Source organism: Paenibacillus tritici (assembly GCF_018207515.1).
Taxonomy (GTDB): Bacteria; Bacillota; Bacilli; order Paenibacillales; family Paenibacillaceae; genus Paenibacillus_AQ; species Paenibacillus_AQ tritici.
The window spans coordinates 2,287,372-2,308,929 of sequence record NZ_CP073365.1 but is presented as its reverse complement, the minus strand read 5'-3'; the positions used below and the strand labels follow the sequence as shown (position 1 = coordinate 2,308,929).

General features: G+C 52.5%; 21 protein-coding genes. 3 read left to right on the top strand and 18 right to left on the bottom strand.

The features are described from left to right. Positions 1–18: 18 nt before the first annotated feature. The 11 genes from KDC22_RS09695 to KDC22_RS09645 all read right to left on the bottom strand — a co-directional run bounded on the left by KDC22_RS09695 (position 19) and on the right by KDC22_RS09645 (position 13,387). A complete protein-coding gene (locus KDC22_RS09695) occupies positions 19–948 on the bottom strand; it encodes a carbohydrate ABC transporter permease (RefSeq protein WP_173138531.1) in 930 nt (309 codons plus the stop codon). Between the two features lie 19 nt (positions 949–967). After that, on the bottom strand, positions 968–1,894 hold the full coding sequence (locus KDC22_RS09690) for an ABC transporter permease (RefSeq protein ID WP_173138533.1): 927 nt from the start codon (positions 1,892–1,894) through the stop codon (positions 968–970). Between the two features lie 194 nt (positions 1,895–2,088). Continuing rightward, the gene (locus KDC22_RS09685) at positions 2,089–3,648 is read right to left on the bottom strand and encodes a response regulator (RefSeq protein ID WP_211722871.1); all 1,560 of its coding nucleotides are present in this window, start codon (positions 3,646–3,648) and stop codon (positions 2,089–2,091) included. A 60-nt stretch (positions 3,649–3,708) separates the two neighbouring features. Next, positions 3,709–5,430, bottom strand: a complete 1,722-nt coding sequence (locus KDC22_RS09680; protein WP_211722870.1) for a sensor histidine kinase — start codon at positions 5,428–5,430, stop codon at positions 3,709–3,711. Between the two features lie 94 nt (positions 5,431–5,524). Next, entirely contained in the window at positions 5,525–7,909 is a 2,385-nt protein-coding gene (gene galA / locus KDC22_RS09675) for a beta-galactosidase GalA (RefSeq protein ID WP_211722869.1), read from the bottom strand. A 185-nt stretch (positions 7,910–8,094) separates the two neighbouring features. Beyond that, positions 8,095–9,099, bottom strand: a complete 1,005-nt coding sequence (locus KDC22_RS09670; protein WP_173138716.1) for a CapA family protein — start codon at positions 9,097–9,099, stop codon at positions 8,095–8,097. A 75-nt stretch (positions 9,100–9,174) separates the two neighbouring features. Then, positions 9,175–9,639: a YfbM family protein gene (locus KDC22_RS09665; protein WP_211722868.1), complete on the bottom strand. Its 465-nt coding sequence runs from the start codon at positions 9,637–9,639 to the stop codon at positions 9,175–9,177. 81 nt (positions 9,640–9,720) lie between these two features. Next, complete coding sequence (locus KDC22_RS09660) at positions 9,721–10,380, bottom strand: class I SAM-dependent methyltransferase (RefSeq protein ID WP_211722867.1); 660 nt, start codon at positions 10,378–10,380, stop codon at positions 9,721–9,723. 342 nt (positions 10,381–10,722) lie between these two features. Further along, entirely contained in the window at positions 10,723–11,745 is a 1,023-nt protein-coding gene (locus tag KDC22_RS09655; RefSeq protein ID WP_211722866.1) for an SDR family oxidoreductase, read from the bottom strand. A gap of 18 nt (positions 11,746–11,763) precedes the next feature. Next, a complete protein-coding gene (locus KDC22_RS09650; RefSeq protein ID WP_211722865.1) occupies positions 11,764–12,702 on the bottom strand; it encodes an aldo/keto reductase family protein in 939 nt (312 codons plus the stop codon). 115 nt (positions 12,703–12,817) lie between these two features. Further along, a complete protein-coding gene (locus KDC22_RS09645) occupies positions 12,818–13,387 on the bottom strand; it encodes a TetR/AcrR family transcriptional regulator (RefSeq protein WP_211722864.1) in 570 nt (189 codons plus the stop codon). A gap of 190 nt (positions 13,388–13,577) precedes the next feature. Here KDC22_RS09645 and KDC22_RS09640 point away from each other — a divergent pair, with 190 nt between their 5' ends. After that, on the top strand, positions 13,578–14,543 hold the full coding sequence (locus KDC22_RS09640) for an NADP-dependent oxidoreductase (RefSeq protein WP_211722863.1): 966 nt from the start codon (positions 13,578–13,580) through the stop codon (positions 14,541–14,543). A 110-nt stretch (positions 14,544–14,653) separates the two neighbouring features. Here the strand turns inward: KDC22_RS09640 and KDC22_RS09635 are convergent, their stop codons facing one another. Then, positions 14,654–15,241, bottom strand: a complete 588-nt coding sequence (locus tag KDC22_RS09635) for a TetR/AcrR family transcriptional regulator (RefSeq protein WP_211723973.1) — start codon at positions 15,239–15,241, stop codon at positions 14,654–14,656. 115 nt (positions 15,242–15,356) lie between these two features. Between KDC22_RS09635 and KDC22_RS09630 the strand changes: the two genes are divergently transcribed. Then, positions 15,357–15,902: a hypothetical protein gene (locus tag KDC22_RS09630; protein ID WP_173138553.1), complete on the top strand. Its 546-nt coding sequence runs from the start codon at positions 15,357–15,359 to the stop codon at positions 15,900–15,902. A gap of 21 nt (positions 15,903–15,923) precedes the next feature. Here the strand turns inward: KDC22_RS09630 and KDC22_RS09625 are convergent, their stop codons facing one another. Next, positions 15,924–16,529 carry a DUF1349 domain-containing protein gene (locus KDC22_RS09625; RefSeq protein WP_211722862.1) on the bottom strand — a complete coding sequence of 202 codons (606 nt, stop codon included), beginning with the start codon at positions 16,527–16,529 and terminating at the stop codon, positions 15,924–15,926. Positions 16,530–16,732: 203 nt separating this feature from the next. Here KDC22_RS09625 and KDC22_RS09620 point away from each other — a divergent pair, with 203 nt between their 5' ends. Continuing rightward, positions 16,733–16,945, top strand: a complete 213-nt coding sequence (locus KDC22_RS09620; protein WP_211722861.1) for a hypothetical protein — start codon at positions 16,733–16,735, stop codon at positions 16,943–16,945. Between the two features lie 77 nt (positions 16,946–17,022). On the opposite strand, the gene KDC22_RS09615 is transcribed toward KDC22_RS09620, so the two are convergent. The 5 genes from KDC22_RS09615 to KDC22_RS09595 all read right to left on the bottom strand — a co-directional run bounded on the left by KDC22_RS09615 (position 17,023) and on the right by KDC22_RS09595 (position 21,541). Further along, entirely contained in the window at positions 17,023–17,841 is an 819-nt protein-coding gene (locus KDC22_RS09615; RefSeq protein WP_211722860.1) for a serine/threonine protein kinase, read from the bottom strand. A 946-nt stretch (positions 17,842–18,787) separates the two neighbouring features. Further along, positions 18,788–19,357: a manganese catalase family protein gene (locus tag KDC22_RS09610; RefSeq protein ID WP_173138564.1), complete on the bottom strand. Its 570-nt coding sequence runs from the start codon at positions 19,355–19,357 to the stop codon at positions 18,788–18,790. A 52-nt stretch (positions 19,358–19,409) separates the two neighbouring features. Continuing rightward, on the bottom strand, positions 19,410–19,676 hold the full coding sequence (locus KDC22_RS09605) for a spore coat protein CotJB (RefSeq protein ID WP_211722859.1): 267 nt from the start codon (positions 19,674–19,676) through the stop codon (positions 19,410–19,412). A gap of 3 nt (positions 19,677–19,679) precedes the next feature. Beyond that, entirely contained in the window at positions 19,680–19,895 is a 216-nt protein-coding gene (locus KDC22_RS09600; protein WP_173138566.1) for a spore coat associated protein CotJA, read from the bottom strand. Between the two features lie 287 nt (positions 19,896–20,182). Then, positions 20,183–21,541, bottom strand: a complete 1,359-nt coding sequence (locus KDC22_RS09595) for a hemolysin family protein (RefSeq protein WP_425517018.1) — start codon at positions 21,539–21,541, stop codon at positions 20,183–20,185. Positions 21,542–21,558: the final 17 nt, after the last annotated feature.

Genomic DNA, 21,558 nt, shown 5'->3' with positions numbered 1-21,558 from the left:
AACCAGGTTACCCTGTGATCATCCTTTGACTGCACCAATCGTAAGACCTGTTACGAAATATTTCTGAATGAACGGATACGCCAGCAGGATTGGCCCTGTAGCCACAATCGTCATGGCCATCTTCAGACTTTCGGTTGGCAGATCGGTGTTGACCACCGCGCCGGAGGCCATCATTGCCTTACGCATGCCGTCCATGTTACCCAGCATTTTGTATAGATAATACTGAAGCGGCATAAGCTCTGACTTGGAGATGAAGAGCAGCGCGTTGTACCAGTCATTCCAGTAAGCCAGGGCAATGAACAGACCAATGGTCGCCAGGGCAGGCTTGGACAACGGCACAATCAGCTGCATGAAGATCCGGAAATCGCCGGCTCCGTCGATTTTGGCGGATTCGGTAATGGCGTCAGGAATGCTGCTCATGAAAGACTTCATGACGATAATATAGAACACGTTCAGCATCATCGGCAGGATCAGCACCAGCAGGGTATCCTTCAGATGCAGATAATTGACGATCATCAGATACCACGGCACCAGACCGCCGCTGAACAATGTAGTGAAGAAGAAGAAGAACGAGAAGCGGCTGCGCCACTTGAAGTCTCTCCGGGACAGCACATAGGCCGTCATCGAGGTGAGGAACAATCCAACCAGTGTGCCGATGGCAGTCACGGAGATGGTCACGCCGTAAGCTCTGAGCATCTCAGCCGGATATTTGAACAGCAGGCTGTAGGCTTCTGTCGAGAAGGCGGTCGGGAAGATCTGGAACCCTTTCTCGATAATCGCGCTCTCCTCACTCAGAGAGGAGGATATCACCAGAATGAACGGGAAGATACAGAAGATAGCCAGCACAGTAAGGGTTACATATCCGATTAAGGACAGGATCATCTTGTCTCTGTTGCCGGACTTTCTGCGTACTTCCGGTGTTTTAAGATTAGCAGTGGTTGAACTCATTGGGCATTACCTCCTTTTCCTAGAATAGAGCACGATCTTTGTCATATCTGCGTACCGCATAGTTGGCGAGCATAATCGTTGCGAAGCCAAGCAGTGATTGATAGAAGCCTGCTGCTGCGGACATTCCGATTTCATTGGATGTGGTCAGCGAACGGAAGACGAAGGTGTCGATTACGTCTGTGGATGAGAACAGCAGGCCGTTGTTGCCGACCATGTTGTAGAACATCCCGAAGTCCCCGCGGAAGATATTACCGATAGCCAGCAGGACCAGAATGATGACGGTCGGCATCAGGTTCGGAACCGTAATTTTCATAATCCGCTGGAAAATATTCGCCCCGTCAATCTCGGCGGCTTCGTACATCTCGGTATCAATGCTGGTGATCGCGGCCAGATACATGATCGTTCCGTAACCCAGTGTCTTCCAGGCGGAGACAATAACCAGGATGAACGGCCAGTAGGCTGCTGTATTATAGATATCCACCGGCTGCATGCCGAGGCCTTTGAGCAATACGTTGATGGTTCCTACATCGAAGTTGAACAGGTTGTACGCAATCGCTCCAACCACAACCCAGGAGATGAAATAAGGCAGGAACAACACAGTTTGCGTAAGCTTGCGGAACCATTTGCCTGCTACCTCGAACAGGAGGATCGCTGCAAAGATCTGAAGCACGTTGTTCACAACGATAAATGCAATGTTATACAGTGCCGTATTACGCGTTACGCGCCAGGCGTCACCGGAGTCGAAGAAGAATTTGAAGTTGTCCCATCCGTTCCAGGGACTGCCGAACACCCCGCCGGTGTAGTCGTATTGCTTAAACGCCAGAATAATGCCTGACATTGGTATATAAGCAAAGAGCAGGAAGAACAATACAGCCGGTGTCAGCATAAGAAGCAAGGATCTGTACTTCTTGACATCGTCCCAGAATCCATGTTGTTTCTGTTTCATCTTGAATCCCCTTTCCAATATCCCATTTCTCTATAGCTTTATTATAAATAAGCGTCCTCCCGGTGGGGATTAAGGCTATCAACTAAAAGTAATACTTATTCAACGATCCGTTTAAAACATATACTGTCCAAAAAAACAAAAAACGTTGCCTCTGATATGAAAATCAGGATTGGCAACGTTTGGTATTTCAAAACTTATATTTTCTGCTTCTTCCGGTACTCCCCCGGCGTCATGCCGGTAATCTGCTTGAACTGCCGGTTGAAATAGATAATGTTCTTATAGCCCATGCGTTCTGCAATCTCATAGATCTTGAGCGTCGGATCGCTGAGCAGCTCGAAGACTCTGCCCGTCTTGCGTTCATTGACGTATTCACTGAAGGGGAGCCCGTATTCCTCCTTGAACAGGAAGCCCAGATAATTCGGTGTGAAGTCGAAATGGGCCGCTACTTCCTTCAGCGTGATCTTCTTCTCCAGATTCTCCTCCACATAGTTCATAATCTCATCAATCAGCTTGCGCTTCTGCCGCTGCCGCTTCACGTACAGCAGCTCCGACAGCTCGAAGAACCTCCGTCTCATCCAGGACAGGATGTCGTGAATCGTCTCGAACTGGAACAGGATGTCCGGCTGGTGGGACTCCCACTGCAGGAGTTCATACAGATTCTCGTTCTGCTGCTGCAGGTCGGCATGCAGCTTGGAGGTAATGCGGACAATCAGCTCATAGACATCCTTCTTGCCGGCGCTCTTGAACAGCTCCAGCAGATGATCGTCAATCGCCACCAGGTCGTACTGGATAATCGCCTCCAGCAGCTGCACAACCGTCTGTTCGATCCGGGCCCCCGGCGTACCGCGCGGGGAAGACTCCAGGTTATCACGGATCAGCCGGTTCTTCCCGAGCAGCCACTTCGCGCTAAGTGCGGCCGTTGCCTGCTGGTAGGATTCGTGCAGGCCCGCCTCATCCTGGGCATAACGCCCGACGCCGATAGTTAATGTGCAGGGGGAGCTGCCCGCCATATGTTGAATCAGCTCATCCAGCAGACTAAGGAAGCTGTCCGGCGGAAGGCTGCAAAGAATGACGAACCGGTGATGATGGACCGGAATCAGCGTCCCCAGCTTGGCACTCTCCACGAACGCTCTGATCAGTCCGGTCATCTGCCGCGTCTTGACACGCGCCTCCTCCTCGGACAGGTCGCGGAGCTTCCATTCCAGATCATCAATCTCAACAATGGCCGCAGCCGCCCCCTTCTGCAGCAACGGATTCAAGGCACTGCGCAGATGCGGCTCCGCCGGTTCAGGCGAGGCCTCTTCGAACCAGCGCAGAATCAGCTCCTTGTTCACAAGCGACAGCGCTTCAGTGAAGGAGCGGTTCTGCTCCCGTTCCTGCTCCAGAGATGCAGACAGGGACTCCAGCATTTCGTAGAGATCCTTGTCTTCCACAGGCTTCAGCAAATACCCTGAAGCATTGATCTCTATCGCCTCCTTGGCATAACTGAAATCTTCATGCCCGCTGATGAAGACGATTTTGACCTTCGGATGAATGACCTTGGCCCGGCGGGCGAACTCCGTTCCCGTCATAATCGGCATCCGTATATCGGACAGGATGATATCCACCCTCTCCTGCTCCATGATCTTAAGCGCATTGAAGCCGCTGTTCGCCGTTCCTACCACTGCCAGATCGAGCGGGCTGGCCAGCACTCTGCGCCGCAGCCACTCCAGATCAATAGCTTCATCGTCAACCAGTAATACATTGATACTCATCGCAATCTTGCCCTCCTGTGTGTACGTGCTGCATTGCCGCAAGGCTAATTAGCGGCCCGGCTACAGATCCTCATCATCCTGAAGCCCGGCAGGAAGAAGCAGCCGCACGGTTGTTCCTCCTCCGTAGAAGCTGGCAATGCTCACCCCGTACGCCTCACCGTATCTGAGCTTGATCCGCTCATCCACGTTCCTGACCCCGTAACCGCCGGACTGGCCGGGTCCCTGCATCATTCGCCTGACTACCTCCGGGCGCATCCCAATCCCGTTATCTATTACCTTCAGCTCAATGTTGCCTCCCACCCGCTTGCCGGTCAACCGGATGGCAATGGTCTCTCCGAACCAGGCATGCTTGAACACATTCTCCACAAAAGGCTGAAGCAGCAGCTTGATCACCTGCATATGTCTAATTTCCTCATCAACATCAACGTACAGCGTGAAGGCATCCGCATATTTAACCCGCTGGATCTCGAGATAGGTCTCCACCTGCTCCAGCTCCTTCTCCAGTTCAATGTAGACATTGCCCTGATTCAGCGTCAGCCGGTAGAAGCGTGACAATCCCTGCACCATCTCCGTAACCTTGCCGATTTCGCCCAGATTCGCCAGGCTGCTGATCGTAGATAACGTATTATAGAGAAAATGCGGGTTAATCTGGGCCTGCAGCGCTTCAAGCTCCGCCTGCTTCTTCTGGATTCCCTGTACATAGACGCTGTTGATCAGCTCCTGAATATTCGTAGCCATGTCATTGAAGGAATCTGCAATCTGTACAAATTCATCATTGCCCGAGAAGCGGATCCGCTTCTGGAAATTCCCCTCCTGGAAGGAGCGCACCAGACCTACAATCCGGCTCATCTTGCGCCCGGAGATCCGTGCCACCACATAGCCGATAATGGTCATCACCAGGAAGCTCAGACTACAGACCGCAATGATTACCCTGCGCAGCCGTCCGGCGTCCTGAGTCAGATACTTTTGCGGGACCAGGGCTTCAATGATGAAATTACTGCCCGGAATCTGTTCATGCAGACTGAGAAAATTCTCTTCTCCGCTGTTATAATTGGCGGTTCCCCGCTGGAACAGAATGTCTCCGGTAGCCTCCTCCACCAGCCGCAGCGTGATCCCCTCATCCAGCGGGAAGGTATCGAAGCCGCCGAACAGGTCCTCCAGAGATACGGTAATCCGCACATAGCCGATCAGGGATTGGTAATCACTGAAATTGACGAGTCTGCGCACATGCGAGAGATTGCCCAGCTTCTGGTCCGTATCAATCTGCAGCCACAGGTTGTCGCGCTTGGAATCCTTGAGGGACCGGTACCATTCACTCCCGGTAATGTCATCCAAGGACAGAATATAATAGTCGCTCTTAATGATCGGCTCATTCAGATTGTCCCCGGATACAATGTTGAGATCCGCATTCGGAGTATAAAGAATGAAACGGATCTTATTCCCGAAGAGCTGCAGGGGCGCGGTAATCTGGGGCACGATCTCATCAAGCATCGTCAGATAAATCTCGAACGGCGTCCCCTTCATCTCCAGCGCACGCTGGAACGGCTGGCTGCCGAACAGGTTGTCCGACATCCGCTGGATTTCATCCATCTGATAGCGGATATTGTTCCTCGACTGCTCCATTCCCGTTCTGATGTTGGACTCGGCCATCTCTGTTCTGGAGTCGGTCAGCATGGAATACGAGATATAGCCGATGAACACATCGGTCAGGAGAACCAGCAGCAGATAGGGAATCATCATTTTATAGGTGAACGGCATATATTTCTTAAGCTTAGGCATCATTCGCGGGACATCCTCTGCAAGGAATTCGTTATCTGTATATTATCGTTCCACCAGCGGCTAATCATTAGTCCGGCCCGGAAGTCTGCTGCCAGCCTTACTCGGATTCTGAAGCAGATTGCAGCATCACTTCCGCAGACTTCAGCCCCATGGATACGGCCCGCACCTGAATAGCGCCTGCTGCTGCTGAAGTCTGAACTAAGGCCAGACACCACCCGTTAAAAGCCCGCCGCAGCACAGACTTATCCGGCTCATGGCTGCTTGGATTGCCGTTGCCTGTGCCGAGCAGCGCACCGGCTCCCGTCACTTCAAAGCGGATCTCGTTGTCGGCTCCCGGAACGACATACCCCTGTTTGTCCAGAATGGCGACACGGACCGGAATTGTATCCGAGCCGTCCGCCCGGGCGTCCAGCCGATCCGGGAACAATCCGATCTGGTAAGGCTGACCGGCAGTGACCACTGTCTTCTCGGCGATCATCTGCCCATCGCGCTTGCCGGCAGCTTGCAGCTCACCGGGTTCATAGGGAACCTCCCACGACAAATACCCGGTCATATCCACCTGCTGTTCACCCAGACTTCTGCCGTTCAGAATCAGCTCTACCGTATCGGTATTCGCGAACACCCGCACCTCCACCGGCTTGCCCTCGGACCCGGACCAGTTCCAGTGCGGAAGCAGATGAACCATCGGCTCCTCCTTCCATACGGACTGCATGTAGTAATAGCTGTCCTTAGGGAACCCGCAGGTGTCCATCAGCCCGAAATGCGAATTGATGCAAGGCCAGAGGTAAGGCGTCGGCTCTCCCCGGTAATCGAAGCCTGTCCACATGAAGACACCGGTCAGGAAGCGGTGCTTCACAAGATCGCTCCATGCCTGCTGCGGAGTGCAGCCCCATGACGGAATGTTCGTCCCGTATTCAGAGCAATAGCCTTTGACCGGATCATCCTCATAGATGCCCCTGGTTGCAGTATAACTGGCACATTCACTGCCAATCATGAGGCGGCCCGGATACAGCCCGTGGTCCCGGATGTCAATGCTCTGGTCTGCCCTGTGTCCATAATTATAGCCTGTGATCTCTACCGCATCATTATAGCCATTCTCATTCCAGCCGTGATTCATGGCAGCCGAGGTCGGGCGGGTCGGGTCAATCCGGCGGGTCGTCTGCGCAAGCGTCTTAAGAATCCGGGCCCCCGTCACGGTTCCTTCAAGAACCTCCTCATTCTCCAGGTTCCAGATAATGACGCAAGGGTGATTCCTGTCCCTGTAGAGCATCCGTTCCAGCTGGCTCAGGCCATTCGGGCTGCTGTCCAGCTTACGGTTCTCATCCATCACCAGCATCCCGATCCGGTCGCAGATATCCAGCAGCTCAGGCGTTGGCGGATGATGCGCACTGCGGTAAGCGTTAGAGCCCATCTCCTGCAGCAGTCTTAGCTTGTATTCAATCAGGCTGTCCGGCAGCGCTACCCCTACTCCGGCAAAATCCTGGTGATTGCATGTCCCCTTGATCAGCAGCGGTTCACCGTTCAGGAAGAATCCCTCCTCCGGGTCGAAGCGGATACTGCGGATACCGAAGATCGTCTCGTACCGGTCCAGCTCTTGACCTCCCGCTATAACCGTCGATTCAGCCCTGTACAGGGAAGGGGAATCAGGACACCAGAGCATCGGCTGCTCCACATGGAAGCTCTGCTCCAGTTCCGTATCCGCGTACCAGTCCGCATAGGCTTCCGCCGATCCCGCGCAGACCTGCATTCCGGCAGCATCATAGATTACGGTCCGCAGGGATACCTGCATCCCTTCGGGATAGTCATTGCGGATACGGGTACGGAGATGAACCACAGCCTGATCCTTGGCAACCTCCGGCGTCGTAATATAGGTGCCGTACTCAGCCACATGCAGGCGGTCCGTATTCTCCAGCCAGACATGCCGGTATATGCCGCAGCCCTCATACCACCAGCCTTCACATTCCGTGGCATCAACCTTGACGACAATGACATTGGTGCCTTCCCCGCCATAGCGGAGTACATCCGTCAGATCATAACTGTACCCGATATAACCGCCGTGATGCGAGCCGAGCAGATGCCCGTTGACCCAGACTGTGCTGGTGCCGGATACTCCGTCGAAGCGGATCTTCCACTTGGACCCGTATGCTTCTGCCGGAAGCGTGAAGGTTCTGCGGTAGAAGCCGGTCCCGCCCGGCAAATAACCATGGCTGCCATCCCTCGAGCCCAATCCCTCATCCTGAACGTACTCCTGCTCCACACACCAGTCATGCGGCAGGCTTACCGCCGTCCATTCCAGCTGCTGCTCACTCATTCCTTTATCATTAAAAGCAATATCCAGCCACTCCCCCTCCCGGAGAGCGCCCGTATCTGTAATCCCGCCTGTCATTCCGCCTTTGACTGCATACGGAATATGAAGCTCCCCCCGATAAAAGCTCCAGTCCCCGTCAAACTTAACCTTACTTCTCACCGTTCCCGTTCTCACTTGTGCGTGACCCTCCTTGATGGACTAATATTCATATTGTAGAGTAGATTAGCTCCACGCAGTTAGTACAATGCTAAGAATGAATAGCACAAAATGAATAATACCGGGAAGACGCCAAACAGCCCAGGAAGGGATTAGAAGCTCCTCCCCCGGGCTGGTCTGATATTATGATCCGTGCCGCTGCTTCAGAGCTTCTCGCTGACTGCCCCTCCGGCTGCGATCTTCGCATTGAAGGAGAGCTGATTGAGCTTCCGGATGGTCTCTTTATTGTAGGCTTCCCCCATGAAGTTCGGCTGACCGCCAATAATTTTGACCGGAGTAATGCTGCTCGTCACCCCTGAATTATTAATAGTGAAGTTAACCAGCATGGAATGCAGCGTTTTGTCCCCGCCCCGCGTAGAGCGGTTGAACACAAAATTACCCAGCGAATAATAAATCGGCTTATGCTTGTAATATTCGATCCCCATCAGACAATGGCTGTGCGCCCCAAGGATGATATCGGCTCCGCTGTCAATCATCTGCTTGGCCAGCTTCCGGGCATATTCCTCCGGGTAATCCTTGAATTCCTGATTCCAGTGGATATATACAATCGTATAATCATTATCCTTGGCAGACTTCTTAATTGCACTCAGCAGCGGTTCCGCCGTATAGGCAGAGGCTGCACCCGGACTGCTCTTGCCTGCATACCAGGAAGGGTCAGACAGCACCCGGCTTGTTCCCAGGATGGCGATCCGCTTGCCTTTGACAGTCTTGATATACGGTTTAAAAGCCTCTTCGATGTTATGGCCTGCCCCTGTATGCCCAATCTTATTCCGGTCGAGATGGGTCAGCGTATCCAGCATGGCGGTCCGCCCGTAATCCAGAATATGATTATTGGCCAGGGACACCCCGTCGATCCCTGCATAACTTAATCCCGCCAATGCCGCCGGCTTCGAGCGGAAGGTGAATGTCTTGCCGGCCGCTTCACCGCGCACCGAGACCGGAGTCTCCAGATTGGCAAAAGCCAGGTCTGCCTTTTGCAGCACCGGAGCTACCTTTTTAAATGGAAAATCCACTCCGTACTTGGCGATCTGATCGCCGACGAAGCCGTCCAGCAGAATATCCCCGGCAAAAGCAAGGCGGATATCCTCCTGCGGAGCAGCACCTTGGCCGCTAACACCCGCAGCCGGGACAAGCAGGAGCAGAATCATGAATAATAGAGCATATCTGCGCAAGTTCTCTGACTCCTTTAACTAATGAATGTAGACTGTGATAGTTACCCTGGCTTAAGAAATATAGAAGAGAACGCAGGATTGACTTGCGCTTGCCGTCCGGTAGAATTCCTGTATGGCCGTGAAATAAGTATAGATATAATCAAAGAACTCTTCCGCCTCATCATCCTCCACCAGCGGGTAGATCCCTTCCTCCATCATCTGCCGGAATGAATATTGTTCCCGCAGCCAGGCTTCTTCTATTCCTTCCAGCGCCGCTGCCGTTTCCTTCACCTGCTCCGGTTCCACGGCAAAGACCTCGGCATCCGAATAGTGCCCGATATAATGACTGGTCAGAGGTACAGCAGCACCCAGCGGCGAGCCGTCTCCCTCCTGTCCGCCGTTCAGTATATAATGCAGAGCTTGCCAGGACTTATCAATATCAAGCTTCGGTCCGATCCCATGCAGGCTCACTTCTTCATTCCGTATAGCCTGAAGCAGTTCTGCATTTACAGCAAGATAGTTGCCAATCATCCCCATGAGGTTGTCTCCTTCTTTCTTCAGTCTTGAAGTTATTCTACTACACCGGAGGGAAACAACCAAATGGGGGTAGGGTATTTGCTAGATTTGCGCTTTTTTGAGAACGGCCCGGAAGCAGTTAAGACCGCCATACAGATCCGTATGCGCAGCATCTGCCGGAAGATTGAAGTCTGTTTCCCCCCAGTACTGGAATCCGGCCTGCAGCAGAATCTCATTCATCCGCGGCAGGTTGACGGTCGGATGATCAAAGGTCAGGACGAGCAGCCCTTCTCCATTAAGTGTTCTATGGAACTCGCGGACGGCAAGCACCGCCTCCTGTACGGACAGATGCTCCAGCACCGAGATGCAAAATACTGTATCGAAGCTCTCATCGTCATACGGCAGTGCGGTCAGGTCCGCCTGGGCCAGATGCAGCCTGCCCATAGATTCTGCCCCCACCTGCTTTGCTGCCTCTGCTCCGATATCCTCGGTAATATTCTGCATGATCGCTTCTCGTGACAGAATCCGCACATCCTTATCACAGGCATGGACCTCTGCACTATGCTCGGCAAGGTAGAACTTGAGCGGATGACAAATCCCGCAGGCGGCATCCAGCACAACATCATGCGGTGAAATGAAATGGGTACACCATTCGTATTCATAAGGACGGCTCCACCAGGCTTCCGGCAAATCATAAATCAGCTTCTCACGGCGTGCATCGGTGTTCACAAAAAAACGGGAGACGTAAGGGTGTGTCGGCATGGCCAGGACTCCTTTTTCGAGGGGATTTCGGTAGTCAGAGTATATTCACGAATCCGGGTTTCATGCTATAACCAGGCTATAAGCTGACATAAGCTGAATGAACACCCAAGTACAAACAGCTTTTTAATTTGGAGCAGGATTAACGTGAGCGCTTGGGTGGACGCTGCGTGAACGGACCGTTGTTCCAATCGCTGTTGTACGCTATGAACTACAACATAGAGCAACGCCCCTCCAATAACAGGAGGAGCGCTGCTCTATAGACTTTTATACTTTTAAAATTGAAGGTGGCCAGTCTTCCTCGTTGAAAACCCACTTTTAACAGCCTAGCTTATCTGATTCTGCTTATACGTAATAGGTTAGCAGCTTCGCATCAACGCCATGCTTGGCGATTAACCCGTCCAGCATTTTGGAGAAGTCAGGGTCGGAGGTGCAGCGCTCCGGATGAGACTCGAACCAGGCAATAGACTGCTTCACCCCTTCGGCGAAGGGGACGGTAGCCTGGAAGTCAGGGACCAGACGTTTGATCTTGCTGTTGTCGAACACACTGCTGACCGCCTGATCACCAATCAGCCCGTCCGCTGTTCCGGCCGGTGTGTTCGCAGCGATGAAGTCGGTCGAGATATGCACAACCTTCGGCTCACGGCCTGCGGCCGCCCCGATGGCAGCGTAGATCTGATTCCAGTTCAACACCTCGTCCGAGGTAATGTGAACCGCTTCTCCAATCGCCTCCGGATGTCCCAGCAGCCCGACGAATCCTTTGGCAAAATCGGTATTATGCGTCAAGGTCCACAGAGAGGTGCCGTCGCCATGAATAACAAGCGGCTGGCCCTTGCGGATGCGTTCCACCAGTGACCATGGATGGCTCCAGCTGGTCAGCGCCGCCGGGATGGCTGTATCCCCATAAGTATGGGAAGGCCGGACAATCGTCACCGGGAAGCCGCTCTTCTGATAAGCTTCCAGCAGCAGCTGTTCGGAGGCAATCTTGTCCCGGGAATACTGCCAATACGGATTCACAAGCGGTGTCTCTTCTGTGATCAGATAACTACGCTGCGGCTTCTGGTAAGCGGAAGCCGAGCTTATATAGATGTATTGCCGCGTCTTGCCTGTGAACAGATCAATATCCGCCTGCACATGCTCCGGCGTGAAGGCAATCCAATCGACTACAACATCGAAATCATACTCCTTCAGCGCCTCGGCCGCCTTATCCTTATCACGGATATCGCCCTGAATCACCTGCGCACCCTTAGGCACAAATCCGCTGCGCTCTCCACGGTTGAACAGATACAGTTCTATTCCCCGTTCCACTGCCAGCCGGGATACTGCCTGACTGATAAGTCCCGTACCTCCGATAAATAGAACCTTCATCTGAATCCTCCCTCTCTCTTAGCCGATAATTTCATCAATTCGTGTCAATACATCCTCTGTAAGCTCTATACCGGAAGCCTTCACATTCTCTTCGACCTGTTCCGGACGGCTGGCGCCGACCAGGGCACTTGCTACATTAGGCTGGCGCAAGATCCAGGCCAGTGCCAGATTCCCTACTGTAATTTCCAGCTCTGCGGCAATCCTGCCCAGCTCCTGAACCTTGCCGAGCTTCTCCTCTGTAATCCCTTTGCGCATCCAGTCGAGCCTCGCGGCCCGGCTATCTGCCGGAATATCGGAGACCGAGCTGTATTTACCGGTCAGCAGGCCCTGGGCAAGCGGTGAGAATACGACCTGTCCGATTCCCTTGCGCAGGCCAAGCGGAATAATCTCTTTCTCAATATAACGTTCGAACATATTGTAGACCGGCTGGTTAACCACGATATGATCCAGCAGATAACGGTCCGCAACGGCAAGAGCCTCGGCCATCTGTGCTGCCGTCCACTCACTTACTCCCACATAGAGGACCTTGCCCTGCCGCACCAGATCATCCAGTGCCCGCAGCGTCTCTTCGATCGGGGTCTCCGGGTCATACCGGTGGCAATACAGCAGATCCACATATTCAGCGCCAAGCCGCTTCAGGCTGGCATGACATTGCTCGGTAATATGCTTACGGGAGAGACCGCGGTCATTCGGACCGTCACCCATTACACCGAATACCTTGGTCGCCAGCACATAGGATTCACGCGGATAGCTGCTTAGGGTAGCACCCAGCACTTTTTCCGCCGCCCCTTTCTCATAGACATTCGCCGTATCAAAAAAATTGATGCCCAAGGAGTAAGCGGTTTCAATCGCCCTAACGGCATTGTCCTGCTCTACATAACCTCCGTAGGTCAACCAGCTTCCCAGGCTGATCTCACTGACCTTAAGTCCGCTTCCACCTAATCTGCGATATTTCACGATTTAACTGCTCCTCTCTGAATCCGGCTTGTCTAACCGGTTACTCCATACACATGTTCATTCTAGAACAATTTGGATGAAATAGGAAGTAGTCCGCCAAGTGAACCTGAGCCGCTCAAGGGGTAAGCTGTACCTGCGGAACCATCTGGTTGCGCTCCATTAGCGCCCACACTTGTTCTGCCAGCTCTGCTGCTGAATATGTCGTGGCCCGGGTAACCAGGTGCTCAATCATACCGGTCATCGCCACAGCCAGAAATTGCACCAGAATGCCCTTCTCCATCCCCCGGTTAATGCCGCTCATATCCACCTGTTTGTCGAATCCCCGCAGCAGTACCGCCTGCAGACGGTTTCTGAACGCAGGGACACCTTGATTGGCCAGTGCTGCGGCATAGAAGGAAGCATGATCATCCAGATAACGGAACGTATAGCGCAAAGATTCTGCTGTAGGGAAAAGCGCCTGCTCGCCGCAAGGGAGACAGCTGTCGATCAGCTGGACAAAATGAGTTCGGATGCACTGATCCAGCAGATCGTATTTGTCAGTGTAATGTAAATAAACCGTGCCCCGGCTTACATTGGCCCGCTCGGCAATTTCGTTAATCGTGATCTGTTCGAAATTCTTCTCCCCGATCAGCTGGATAAAAGCTCCGATAATAGCTTCGCGTGATTTACGTATCCGTCTGTCCATAGATAACTCCCTCTTGACTCCATTCACCCTAGTTGGATCAGTTGAACACTTCTCCTGATTGTGTGCAATACTGAACGGATTCTGGAATTCTAGCAATTGATACAGCGATAACGCACTGGTAGGATCATTATATTGAACGCCTATTCATAAATCAACAGACGCTCAACTATAGAGACGGGAGGATTCAATTATGAATACCATTGTGATCGAGCATTACGGTAACCCCGGAGTGTTCACAGAACAGAGTCTCCCTGCTCCCGCCCTTACCGATACCCAGGTGCTGGTTGAGATGTACGCAACCACTGCAAGCTCCGCAGACACCCTGGTCCGCTCAGGTGCATTCAAGCAGGTGATGCAGGTTCAGTTCCCGCATGTGCTGGGTGTAGAGGTAGCCGGAATGGTACGGGAGACCGGAAGGAAGGTAGCGCATCTGAAGACTGGCGACCGCGTCATGGGACTCACCAGATCCGGCGGCGGTTACGCTGACTTTGTAGCACTGGAAGAAAGCTCAGCCGTTGTCATTCCGCCCGGCCTCTCCTTCCAGGAAGCAGGTGCTCTACCGGCCTCTGCTTTGTCGGCCTGGCAATCCCTGTTCCAGTACGGCAAGCTGCTGGCCGGTCAGCGGATTCTTATCCACGCAGGCGCAGGCGGCGTGGGACACCTCGCCGTTCAACTGGCTAAGCAGCATGGCGCCTATGTCATCGCCACAGCCCGTGCGTATAATCATGATCTGGTGCGGCAGCTCGGTGCAGATGAAGTCATTGACTATACAATCACTGATTTCTCAGCAGCGGCAGGCCCGGTGGATGTCGTGCTGGATATGGTGCGGGACCGTACTGTAGATGCAGAGACAGGGATAGGGGCAACCGAACGGAAGAATATCCAGATTCTGCGGGATCACGGCAGGCTGGTCTCCCTTGTAGACCCGCTGATCGCCACTCATCCCAAGGTTCGTGGTATCGAGGCCCAGTTTGCCTATATAGAGCCGAACCGCGAGGACCTGTCCGCCATTGTCCGGCAAGTCAGCGAGAACAGGCTGAAGGTGCATGTCGACAAAATTTTTCCGTTCACCATACAGGGAGTAACCGGTGCCCATGCTCATTATGAAGCCGGGAAGTACCGGGGGAAATTAGTGATCCAGAGACAACAGGAATAGCCCGCGTCATCTCCCAACAACAAAGAGGCAAAACCACACCCTCGTTCAGGTGACGGTTTTGCCTCTTTGAATTGAAGTAAAGTCTTGAAATACAGCCTATGACCGGGCCCTCAGCCGAAGCAGATAGACTCCAAATGCACATTCAGCACCCGGACCATCCGCTCTCTGTCCAGCCGTTCAGGCTCCAGCATAGCGTGCATGGCCAGCCCGTCCACCAGGGCATACAGCCGTTCCGCTTCATCGCCCTTGTCCAACCCCTGCCTGAGCAGCCCATGCTGATCCAGATAATCTATGAGCCGGACGATCAGAGGATAGATAGCATCGTCAAGCTCAGCACTCTTATCCCCGGCAGACCTCAGATGAAAGGTAAATGCGAACCATACCTCCATTTCAGCCATGCTGCCGTCATCCGTGGGGAGCAGCTCCAGCAGCACCTTGGCAACCTGTTCCCTGGGAGGAAGATCCGTATGTATGATCGCCAAGATCCGCGCAGTTACCCGCTCCTTCACCAGATTCATAGCAAATAACAGCAGTTCATGCTGAGTGGAGAAATAATGACGCAGCGCTCCCAGAGAGACTCCCGCCTCAGCAGCAATCTTACGCACCGTAGCCGCTTGGATTCCCTGCTGGATAATAACCCGCCAGGTGGCTTCGGCAATATTCGATTTACGTTCTTGATGATCTACGATTTTTGGCATATCCATATTGTAGCATAGCCCAAATATGAAACACAATTTAAATAATACAATTGTATTATTTAATTATCGCTGCTATACTTCCATTAGTACCACCATCTAAGATAAGGGGTGTATTATGAATCTGGTAGCATGGGCGATTGTCACCTGTGAGGTATTATTCTGGGTAGTCATTCTTGCCGGCTTTACAGCACGTTATATTTTTAAGCGGCCCACCCTGGGGCTTATTTTCCTGGCACTGACTCCGGTACTCGACATCATTCTGTTAGTTATCTCCGGCGTTGATCTGGCTCATGGTGCTTCCGCGACGACAGCACATGCGCTTGCAGCCGTCTATATCTCCATATCCATTGTCTTCGGCAAAAGCATGATCGCCTGGGCCGATGAACGCTTCCGCTACTATATTACCAAGCAAGGGACGAAGCCGGTCAAGCGTTACGGTATGGATCATGCCAAGCATTATCTCCAAGGCTTCGTCAAGCATCTGCTCTCTTTTGCGCTCGCCGCAGGGATTCTCTATGGACTCATTGTCTGGATAGACGACGCCTCCCGCACGGAAGCACTGTCAGGCATCCTTTCGGTATGGTCCGTTGTGGTCGGCATTGATCTGATCATCACCGTTACCTATTTCATCTGGCCCAGACAGGCCAAGAGCACAAGCTGATTCTGCTTGACCAGCCCGGTTCTATGAACCGGCTCTGATATTCTTAACCGTCCGGTGTTCGAGCGAGAGCTCCTTATAGACCCTAGCCCCGCCTTCGCCGGTAGGAGCTTGTGCCAACAACCCTACCTTAATCGTATCTTCCACCGGAAGGTTAAAGAACCGCATCATATCAAACCTTACGCCATCGGTAGAATAATGAAAAGCGAAGGCATTCCCGGACCTGGCCGCCTGCAGCCATACCTCATTCCCGTCGATATTACATCCATTCGCATCATCCGAGGTCTGGTTCGTGACTACGCTGACCACAGCATGAGTATCGAAATCTGTCAGCTCAAAGCAGGCTTTGGCCCAGACCGCCAGGTCCTGCATGACCATAATCGAAGAAGAATCGTAAGTATCCCGGAAGTCATGACTCACCTTCACCCGCAGCACGAAATCTCCCGACACCTCTGTATAGAAGAAGGGCGCATTCGTCAGATTCTCAGGTGTAAGCCCTTCTTCGGCTATAGCCCCGTTATTGCAGAAAAAGTCACTTTTAGCCGGTGCCTCCATAATGATCGAGTGATCCTCAAATCTGATGTTCCCCTCATTCATCCATTTGTACGCTGCGAAATCAGTCTTAATCATTTAATTGCCCTCCCATTATTGGATTATTCCTATGAAATGTAAACGCATCCCAATCCTATAGCAAAATGGCAATCGGGTACAACCCCATATTTTGGCAGATGAATTTTTTTTGAAACTTGTAAGGTGCGGTGGCCGTACTTAAGGGTAACTAACGATTATAGCTGCGCTGCAATAGCTTATACCACCATCGAGGAGGAAACAAAATGTTCAAGAAAATTCTTGGCAAGGTCCTGCACTCCGTAGAGCAGTCCAAACATGGCGGGCACCGCAGGTATTCGAGCAGTCATAAAGGGAGGCCAGTATCCAGAAGGCATTCAAGCAGCAGCCACGGATACAAGCGCCACTCCTCATCAGACGCCCGCCGCGGAGGAACCGGACATAAATATTATAAGAACCGTTACGGCAGTTCAAGCTGAGCTTAGCTTAATTGCTTCATACACATGCACAAGGCGCCGTGTCACCGTTTGGTGAGGGCGTCTTTTTTTGGCGGAGATCAAGACATTAGTTGCTCATACAGTTCTCCGGCCTCACGGACAAATGAAGCTGAGTCGGGATAGCACTCCTGCTCTCCAAGCAGCCGGGTCAGCAGCAGCAGCATTCCAGGCGACAATTCCAGCTCTTCCTGCCAGCTTCGCTCCGGCCCACCCCGCTCCGGCTGATAGCCAGAATAGAGCATGAACAGCATCAATTGTCCCACATCGTACAGATCTGAGCCGATCACCGGCGGCCTGCGTTCCGGCCACGACTCCTTCCTTGGCTTCAGCCGCTCAAGCACGGTATCCGTCTCTCCAATCTTTTCTGCTAATCCGAAATCAATTAAGTACAGGTCCTCCTTATGGAGAATTACGTTAGGAATCCGCAGATCCAGATGAACATATCCGCGCGAATGCACATGGGTTACCATGTTCATCAATCTCAGCGCCATAGCCAGGCATTCCCGCTCACCATAGATCACATGCTCATCAAAGATCAGATCCTCCAGCGTCTGTCCTGTAATATAGTCCGTCACCAGCCAGTTCGAGCCTTTATAGTTGAAATAGTCACGGCACTTCGGAATATTAGGATGATCCATGGCCTGCAAAATTGCGCTCTCCTTGGCCAGCATTGTCCGGCCCAACGCCTGTTTGCTCGGTCTGGACTGCTTAAGCGCCAACAGAGCGCCATCTCTTGTATCATAGCAGCGGTAAGTAAGCCCGTAGCTGCCCTCTCCAAGCAGGAGGTCTATCTTGTATCGTCCGCCAATCACAGCCCCACCCGGTAAGGGATAATCCCGCCAGGCCCGGATGAATCCGCGCCACCGCTCCAACACCATAAGGTCCCCTCCATTCCCTGCTGCGCTTCAAATATTCGTGATGCTATTATCTCATAGATGAAGATATCTGGCACCGTGGGGTTACCGGAGGGGCTTAGGCGGCGATGGCATCGCCCTCCTCTGTCCTTGTGTTTAATATTTTCTGCCCCCTTCTTCTTCCCCTACTCCCGGGGGCAGCTGGCGAGGTGCACTTATGCTCTTCATTGGCTCATTTTGTCCGCGCTCGCTGAATTCAAGTGCACTAATGCTCTTCATTTCCAGGACAATACAAAATCACCCTGCGGGTGGATAATGTAAGAACCTCTGCGGTCCAGTCAACTCGTATGGCTACCTCCCTTATCCCTCTGCCCATTGCCGAGAATCCGGACCACGCATCTTCGCACCAGCACATTGTATTCGGTTTTTCCCCATACATTTGGCTCACACTTAATCGCACCCTCACATTGTATTCGGTTTTTCTGTGACAATACTTCTGGCACAACCTGCGATAAACGCACGGCCTACGTGGCACGTCCAGTTCAATTGTGTTCGGTTTTTCGATTACATTTGGCCTACGCGGCGCTCCCAGTCCAATTGTGTTCGGTTTTTCGATTACATTTGGCCTACGCACCCTCGCACCCTCACATTGTATTCAGTTTTCCGCATACATTTTGCCCACGCTTCTTATCCACAACAGACGGATAATATAATTTCCTATACAATAAAAAAAGACCTTGGGTAATCCCATGGTCTACGCTAGATATTTTAAGTAGAAACTACTGCGCCGTCCTTCAAAAGGATAGCATCCGTTTCAGCGAGAAAGATAAACTGAAAACGCAGGATCTGGTGCTCTGGAATAATCATCTCCAAAGTGTCCTGCTCATCCCTTATCTCATCTGAAATCCGTCACCGACCACAACAAAAGCAGCCTCACAGAAGGCTGCTTTGTCATGCAAATCGTATCCCCTCAGAATATCCGTTTCTTATCCTTCTCGTCAATCAGAATCTGCACCGATTCCTTGAACCGGATGGCATGAATAATCTCCCGCTCGCGCAGGAATTTCAGGCCGTCCTGCAGATCAACATCGTCCGTCATGTCGATCAGCCACTGGTATGTAGCCCTCGCCTTCTCCTCTGCGGCGATGTCCTCATACAGGTCGGCGATCGGATCACCCTTCGCTTGGATGTAGGACGCTGTCCAGGGTACACCGGCAGAGTTCTGGTAGAACAACGCGTGATCCCGCTGCGCATAGTTCGGGCCCAGACCGGCGGCTTCCAGCTCCTGCACCGATGCGTCTTTGGTCAGCTTGTAGATCATCGTGGCGATCATCTCGAGATGAGCGAATTCCTCGGTGGAAATATCTGTCAATACGCCGATGACCTTGTCCGGTATGGCATACCTTTGGTTCATGTAACGCAGTGCCGCTGCCAGCTCCCCGTCCGCACCGCCGTATTGCTCCATCAGGTACCGGGCCATCCGCACATCACATTTGCCGACACGCACCGGGTATTGCAGTTTTTTCTCATAGATCCACATTCGTGAACTTCCCCCTCCTCAGACTTATTTCATTCCCGGCTTCATTCATGTCTCAGACTTGCCAAGGCCAGGGACTCTCGCTCCACTGCCAGGGAGCTTTGGAGTAGGCGCGGCCGAAATTCTGCAAAGGTCCGTATAGCTCCTGGAAGTGATTCGCCAGCTTCGTGCGTTCATACGTCAGCTGATTAAACTGCTCAATCGCCTTCACATCCTGGGGATGAGTATCCAGGTACAGGTTCAGCTCTACCAGTGCGAAATCGAGTACCTGCAGCTGCTCCAGCATCTCATAATAACGGGGCTCGCAAGGATTAGCTTCCATAACCTACCTCACTCCTTTGAACTTGGACTCATAAGGGCTGTACAGCGATGGCCATAAGGTCCCATGCTTCAGGGCTTCCGGCAGAGAGAACTGCGGGAGATTCGGGGGCTGAAACGTAATGAATTGATTCGGCGGCACAACATACGTCTTGAACGGCACCGGCGGACAAGGGTCAAACGGTCCCCTATATGGTGTCCATACGCGTTCCTGGGAGTTCAATGATCATTCCTCCTCTTAAAGAGTTTTGACGGCATTCCTTCATAATTCCAGATCTCTTATCGTTACCTCGTAACTAACTTATGACAGCTCCAGGGTAGAAAAGAACTGCAAGAGAATAAAATCACCCTAGAGTGGAAACGGATTTTCCGTCCTTTTAGACGGTTATCGTGTGCAACCTATAACTTCTTATAATTCAACAAAAAAACAGGGCACACCAGCAGCCCGGTTGCATGGCCTCTGATGTACCCTGTTAATTTTGGCATTACGGATTCAGCGTTTCAATCCGTTTATTCTTTCCCGTCTTCCTCTGCCTCTGTCTCCTCTTCCGTCACCGGCGGAGTCTCGCGGTGGATATTAATCCTCGTGATCCGCAGCCGGGTGGATTCCTCCACCTCGAAGGTGACGTCACCGACGACAATCTTTTTGCCTTTGGACGGATTGCCCTCCAGCTCCTTGAACAGCCAGCCGCCGATGGAATCTACCTCATCATCTTCGATTACGACGCCGGTCAGATCGTTGACGTCTTCAATCAGCATCCGGCCCTCCACGGAGATATACTCCCCGTTGTGCTCTACGCTAGGGCGTTCATCCTCGAATTCGTCATGCAGATCGCCGACGATCTCCTCCAGAATCTCTTCAGCGGTCAGAAGCCCCGCTGTTCCGCCGTACTCGTCTACGACCAGCGTCAGCTGGGCCTTATTCTTCTGCATCAGCCGCAGCGCGTGGCTGATCTCCATGGATTCCGGCACATTCAGAATCGGCCGGACCAGGGAAGTCAGGTCATTCTGCTGCTCCTGCGGAGCGAACAGCAGATCAGTGATATGGATGAAGCCGATAATCCGGTCCTTATCCTCGAAGGCAACCGGATAACGTGAATGCTTCGTCTCCGTAATGATCCGCATATTCTCTTCCAGCGGGAGATTGCTGTACAGTACATCCATATCCGTTCGCGGAAGCATAACCTCGCGGGCCAGCAGGTCCGAGAATTCGAAGATGTTATCCATCAGCTTCATCTCATCCTGATCAATGACCCCGCTCTTCGCACTCTGATTCATCAGAATCCGGATTTCCTCTTCCGAATGGGCAGCCTCGGCTTCGCTGGCCGGCTCCACGCCGAACAGTCTTAGCAGAGCGTTGGCTGACGCATTCAATACCCAGATGAAGGGCAGAAACAGATTATAGAAGAACATCAGCGGTGCAGACAGCAGCAATGCGGAGCCTTCGGTTTTTTGGATAGCCAGAGACTTCGGTGCCAGTTCCCCCAGCACAATATGTAAGAAGGTAATAATGGAGAAGCCGATAACTACAGATACCGTAGAGATTAGAGTCTGATCTGTAACCCCCAGCTGGTACATCAGAGGTTCCACGAGCAGCTCAGAGATTGCCGGTTCCCCGACCCAGCCAAGGCCTAGGGAGGCGAGTGTAATCCCGAATTGCGTAGCCGACAGATACGAATCCAGCCGCTTGTTGACCTTCAGCGCATATCCGGCCATTTTGTTGCCTTCACTGACCAGCTGGGTCAGACGAGACTGCCTGACCTTGACCAGCGAGAATTCCGCCGCAACGAAGATCCCATTCAATAATACGAGCACCAGAACGAGCAAAAGATTAAGCACTAATCTTCCTATGTCGAATTCCGTATGCACTATAATAACGCCCCATT

Bases quoted from the DNA above. Each gene is read 5' to 3' on its own strand.
- KDC22_RS09695 (WP_173138531.1), bottom strand. From the start codon at position 948: ATGAGTTCAACCACTGCTAATCTTAAAACACCGGAAGTACGCAGAAAG.
- KDC22_RS09690 (WP_173138533.1), bottom strand. From the start codon at position 1,894: ATGAAACAGAAACAACATGGATTCTGGGACGATGTCAAGAAGTACAGA.
- KDC22_RS09685 (WP_211722871.1), bottom strand. From the start codon at position 3,648: ATGAGTATCAATGTATTACTGGTTGACGATGAAGCTATTGATCTGGAG.
- KDC22_RS09680 (WP_211722870.1), bottom strand. From the start codon at position 5,430: ATGATGCCTAAGCTTAAGAAATATATGCCGTTCACCTATAAAATGATG.
- KDC22_RS09670 (WP_173138716.1), bottom strand. From the start codon at position 9,099: ATGATTCTGCTCCTGCTTGTCCCGGCTGCGGGTGTTAGCGGCCAAGGT.
- KDC22_RS09665 (WP_211722868.1), bottom strand. From the start codon at position 9,639: ATGGGGATGATTGGCAACTATCTTGCTGTAAATGCAGAACTGCTTCAG.
- KDC22_RS09660 (WP_211722867.1), bottom strand. From the start codon at position 10,380: ATGCCGACACACCCTTACGTCTCCCGTTTTTTTGTGAACACCGATGCA.
- KDC22_RS09655 (WP_211722866.1), bottom strand. From the start codon at position 11,745: ATGAAGGTTCTATTTATCGGAGGTACGGGACTTATCAGTCAGGCAGTA.
- KDC22_RS09645 (WP_211722864.1), bottom strand. From the start codon at position 13,387: ATGGACAGACGGATACGTAAATCACGCGAAGCTATTATCGGAGCTTTT.
- KDC22_RS09640 (WP_211722863.1), top strand. From the start codon at position 13,578: ATGAATACCATTGTGATCGAGCATTACGGTAACCCCGGAGTGTTCACA.
- KDC22_RS09635 (WP_211723973.1), bottom strand. From the start codon at position 15,241: ATGCCAAAAATCGTAGATCATCAAGAACGTAAATCGAATATTGCCGAA.
- KDC22_RS09630 (WP_173138553.1), top strand. From the start codon at position 15,357: ATGAATCTGGTAGCATGGGCGATTGTCACCTGTGAGGTATTATTCTGG.
- KDC22_RS09625 (WP_211722862.1), bottom strand. From the start codon at position 16,529: ATGATTAAGACTGATTTCGCAGCGTACAAATGGATGAATGAGGGGAAC.
- KDC22_RS09620 (WP_211722861.1), top strand. From the start codon at position 16,733: ATGTTCAAGAAAATTCTTGGCAAGGTCCTGCACTCCGTAGAGCAGTCC.
- KDC22_RS09615 (WP_211722860.1), bottom strand. From the start codon at position 17,841: ATGGTGTTGGAGCGGTGGCGCGGATTCATCCGGGCCTGGCGGGATTAT.
- KDC22_RS09610 (WP_173138564.1), bottom strand. From the start codon at position 19,357: ATGTGGATCTATGAGAAAAAACTGCAATACCCGGTGCGTGTCGGCAAA.
- KDC22_RS09605 (WP_211722859.1), bottom strand. From the start codon at position 19,676: ATGGAAGCTAATCCTTGCGAGCCCCGTTATTATGAGATGCTGGAGCAG.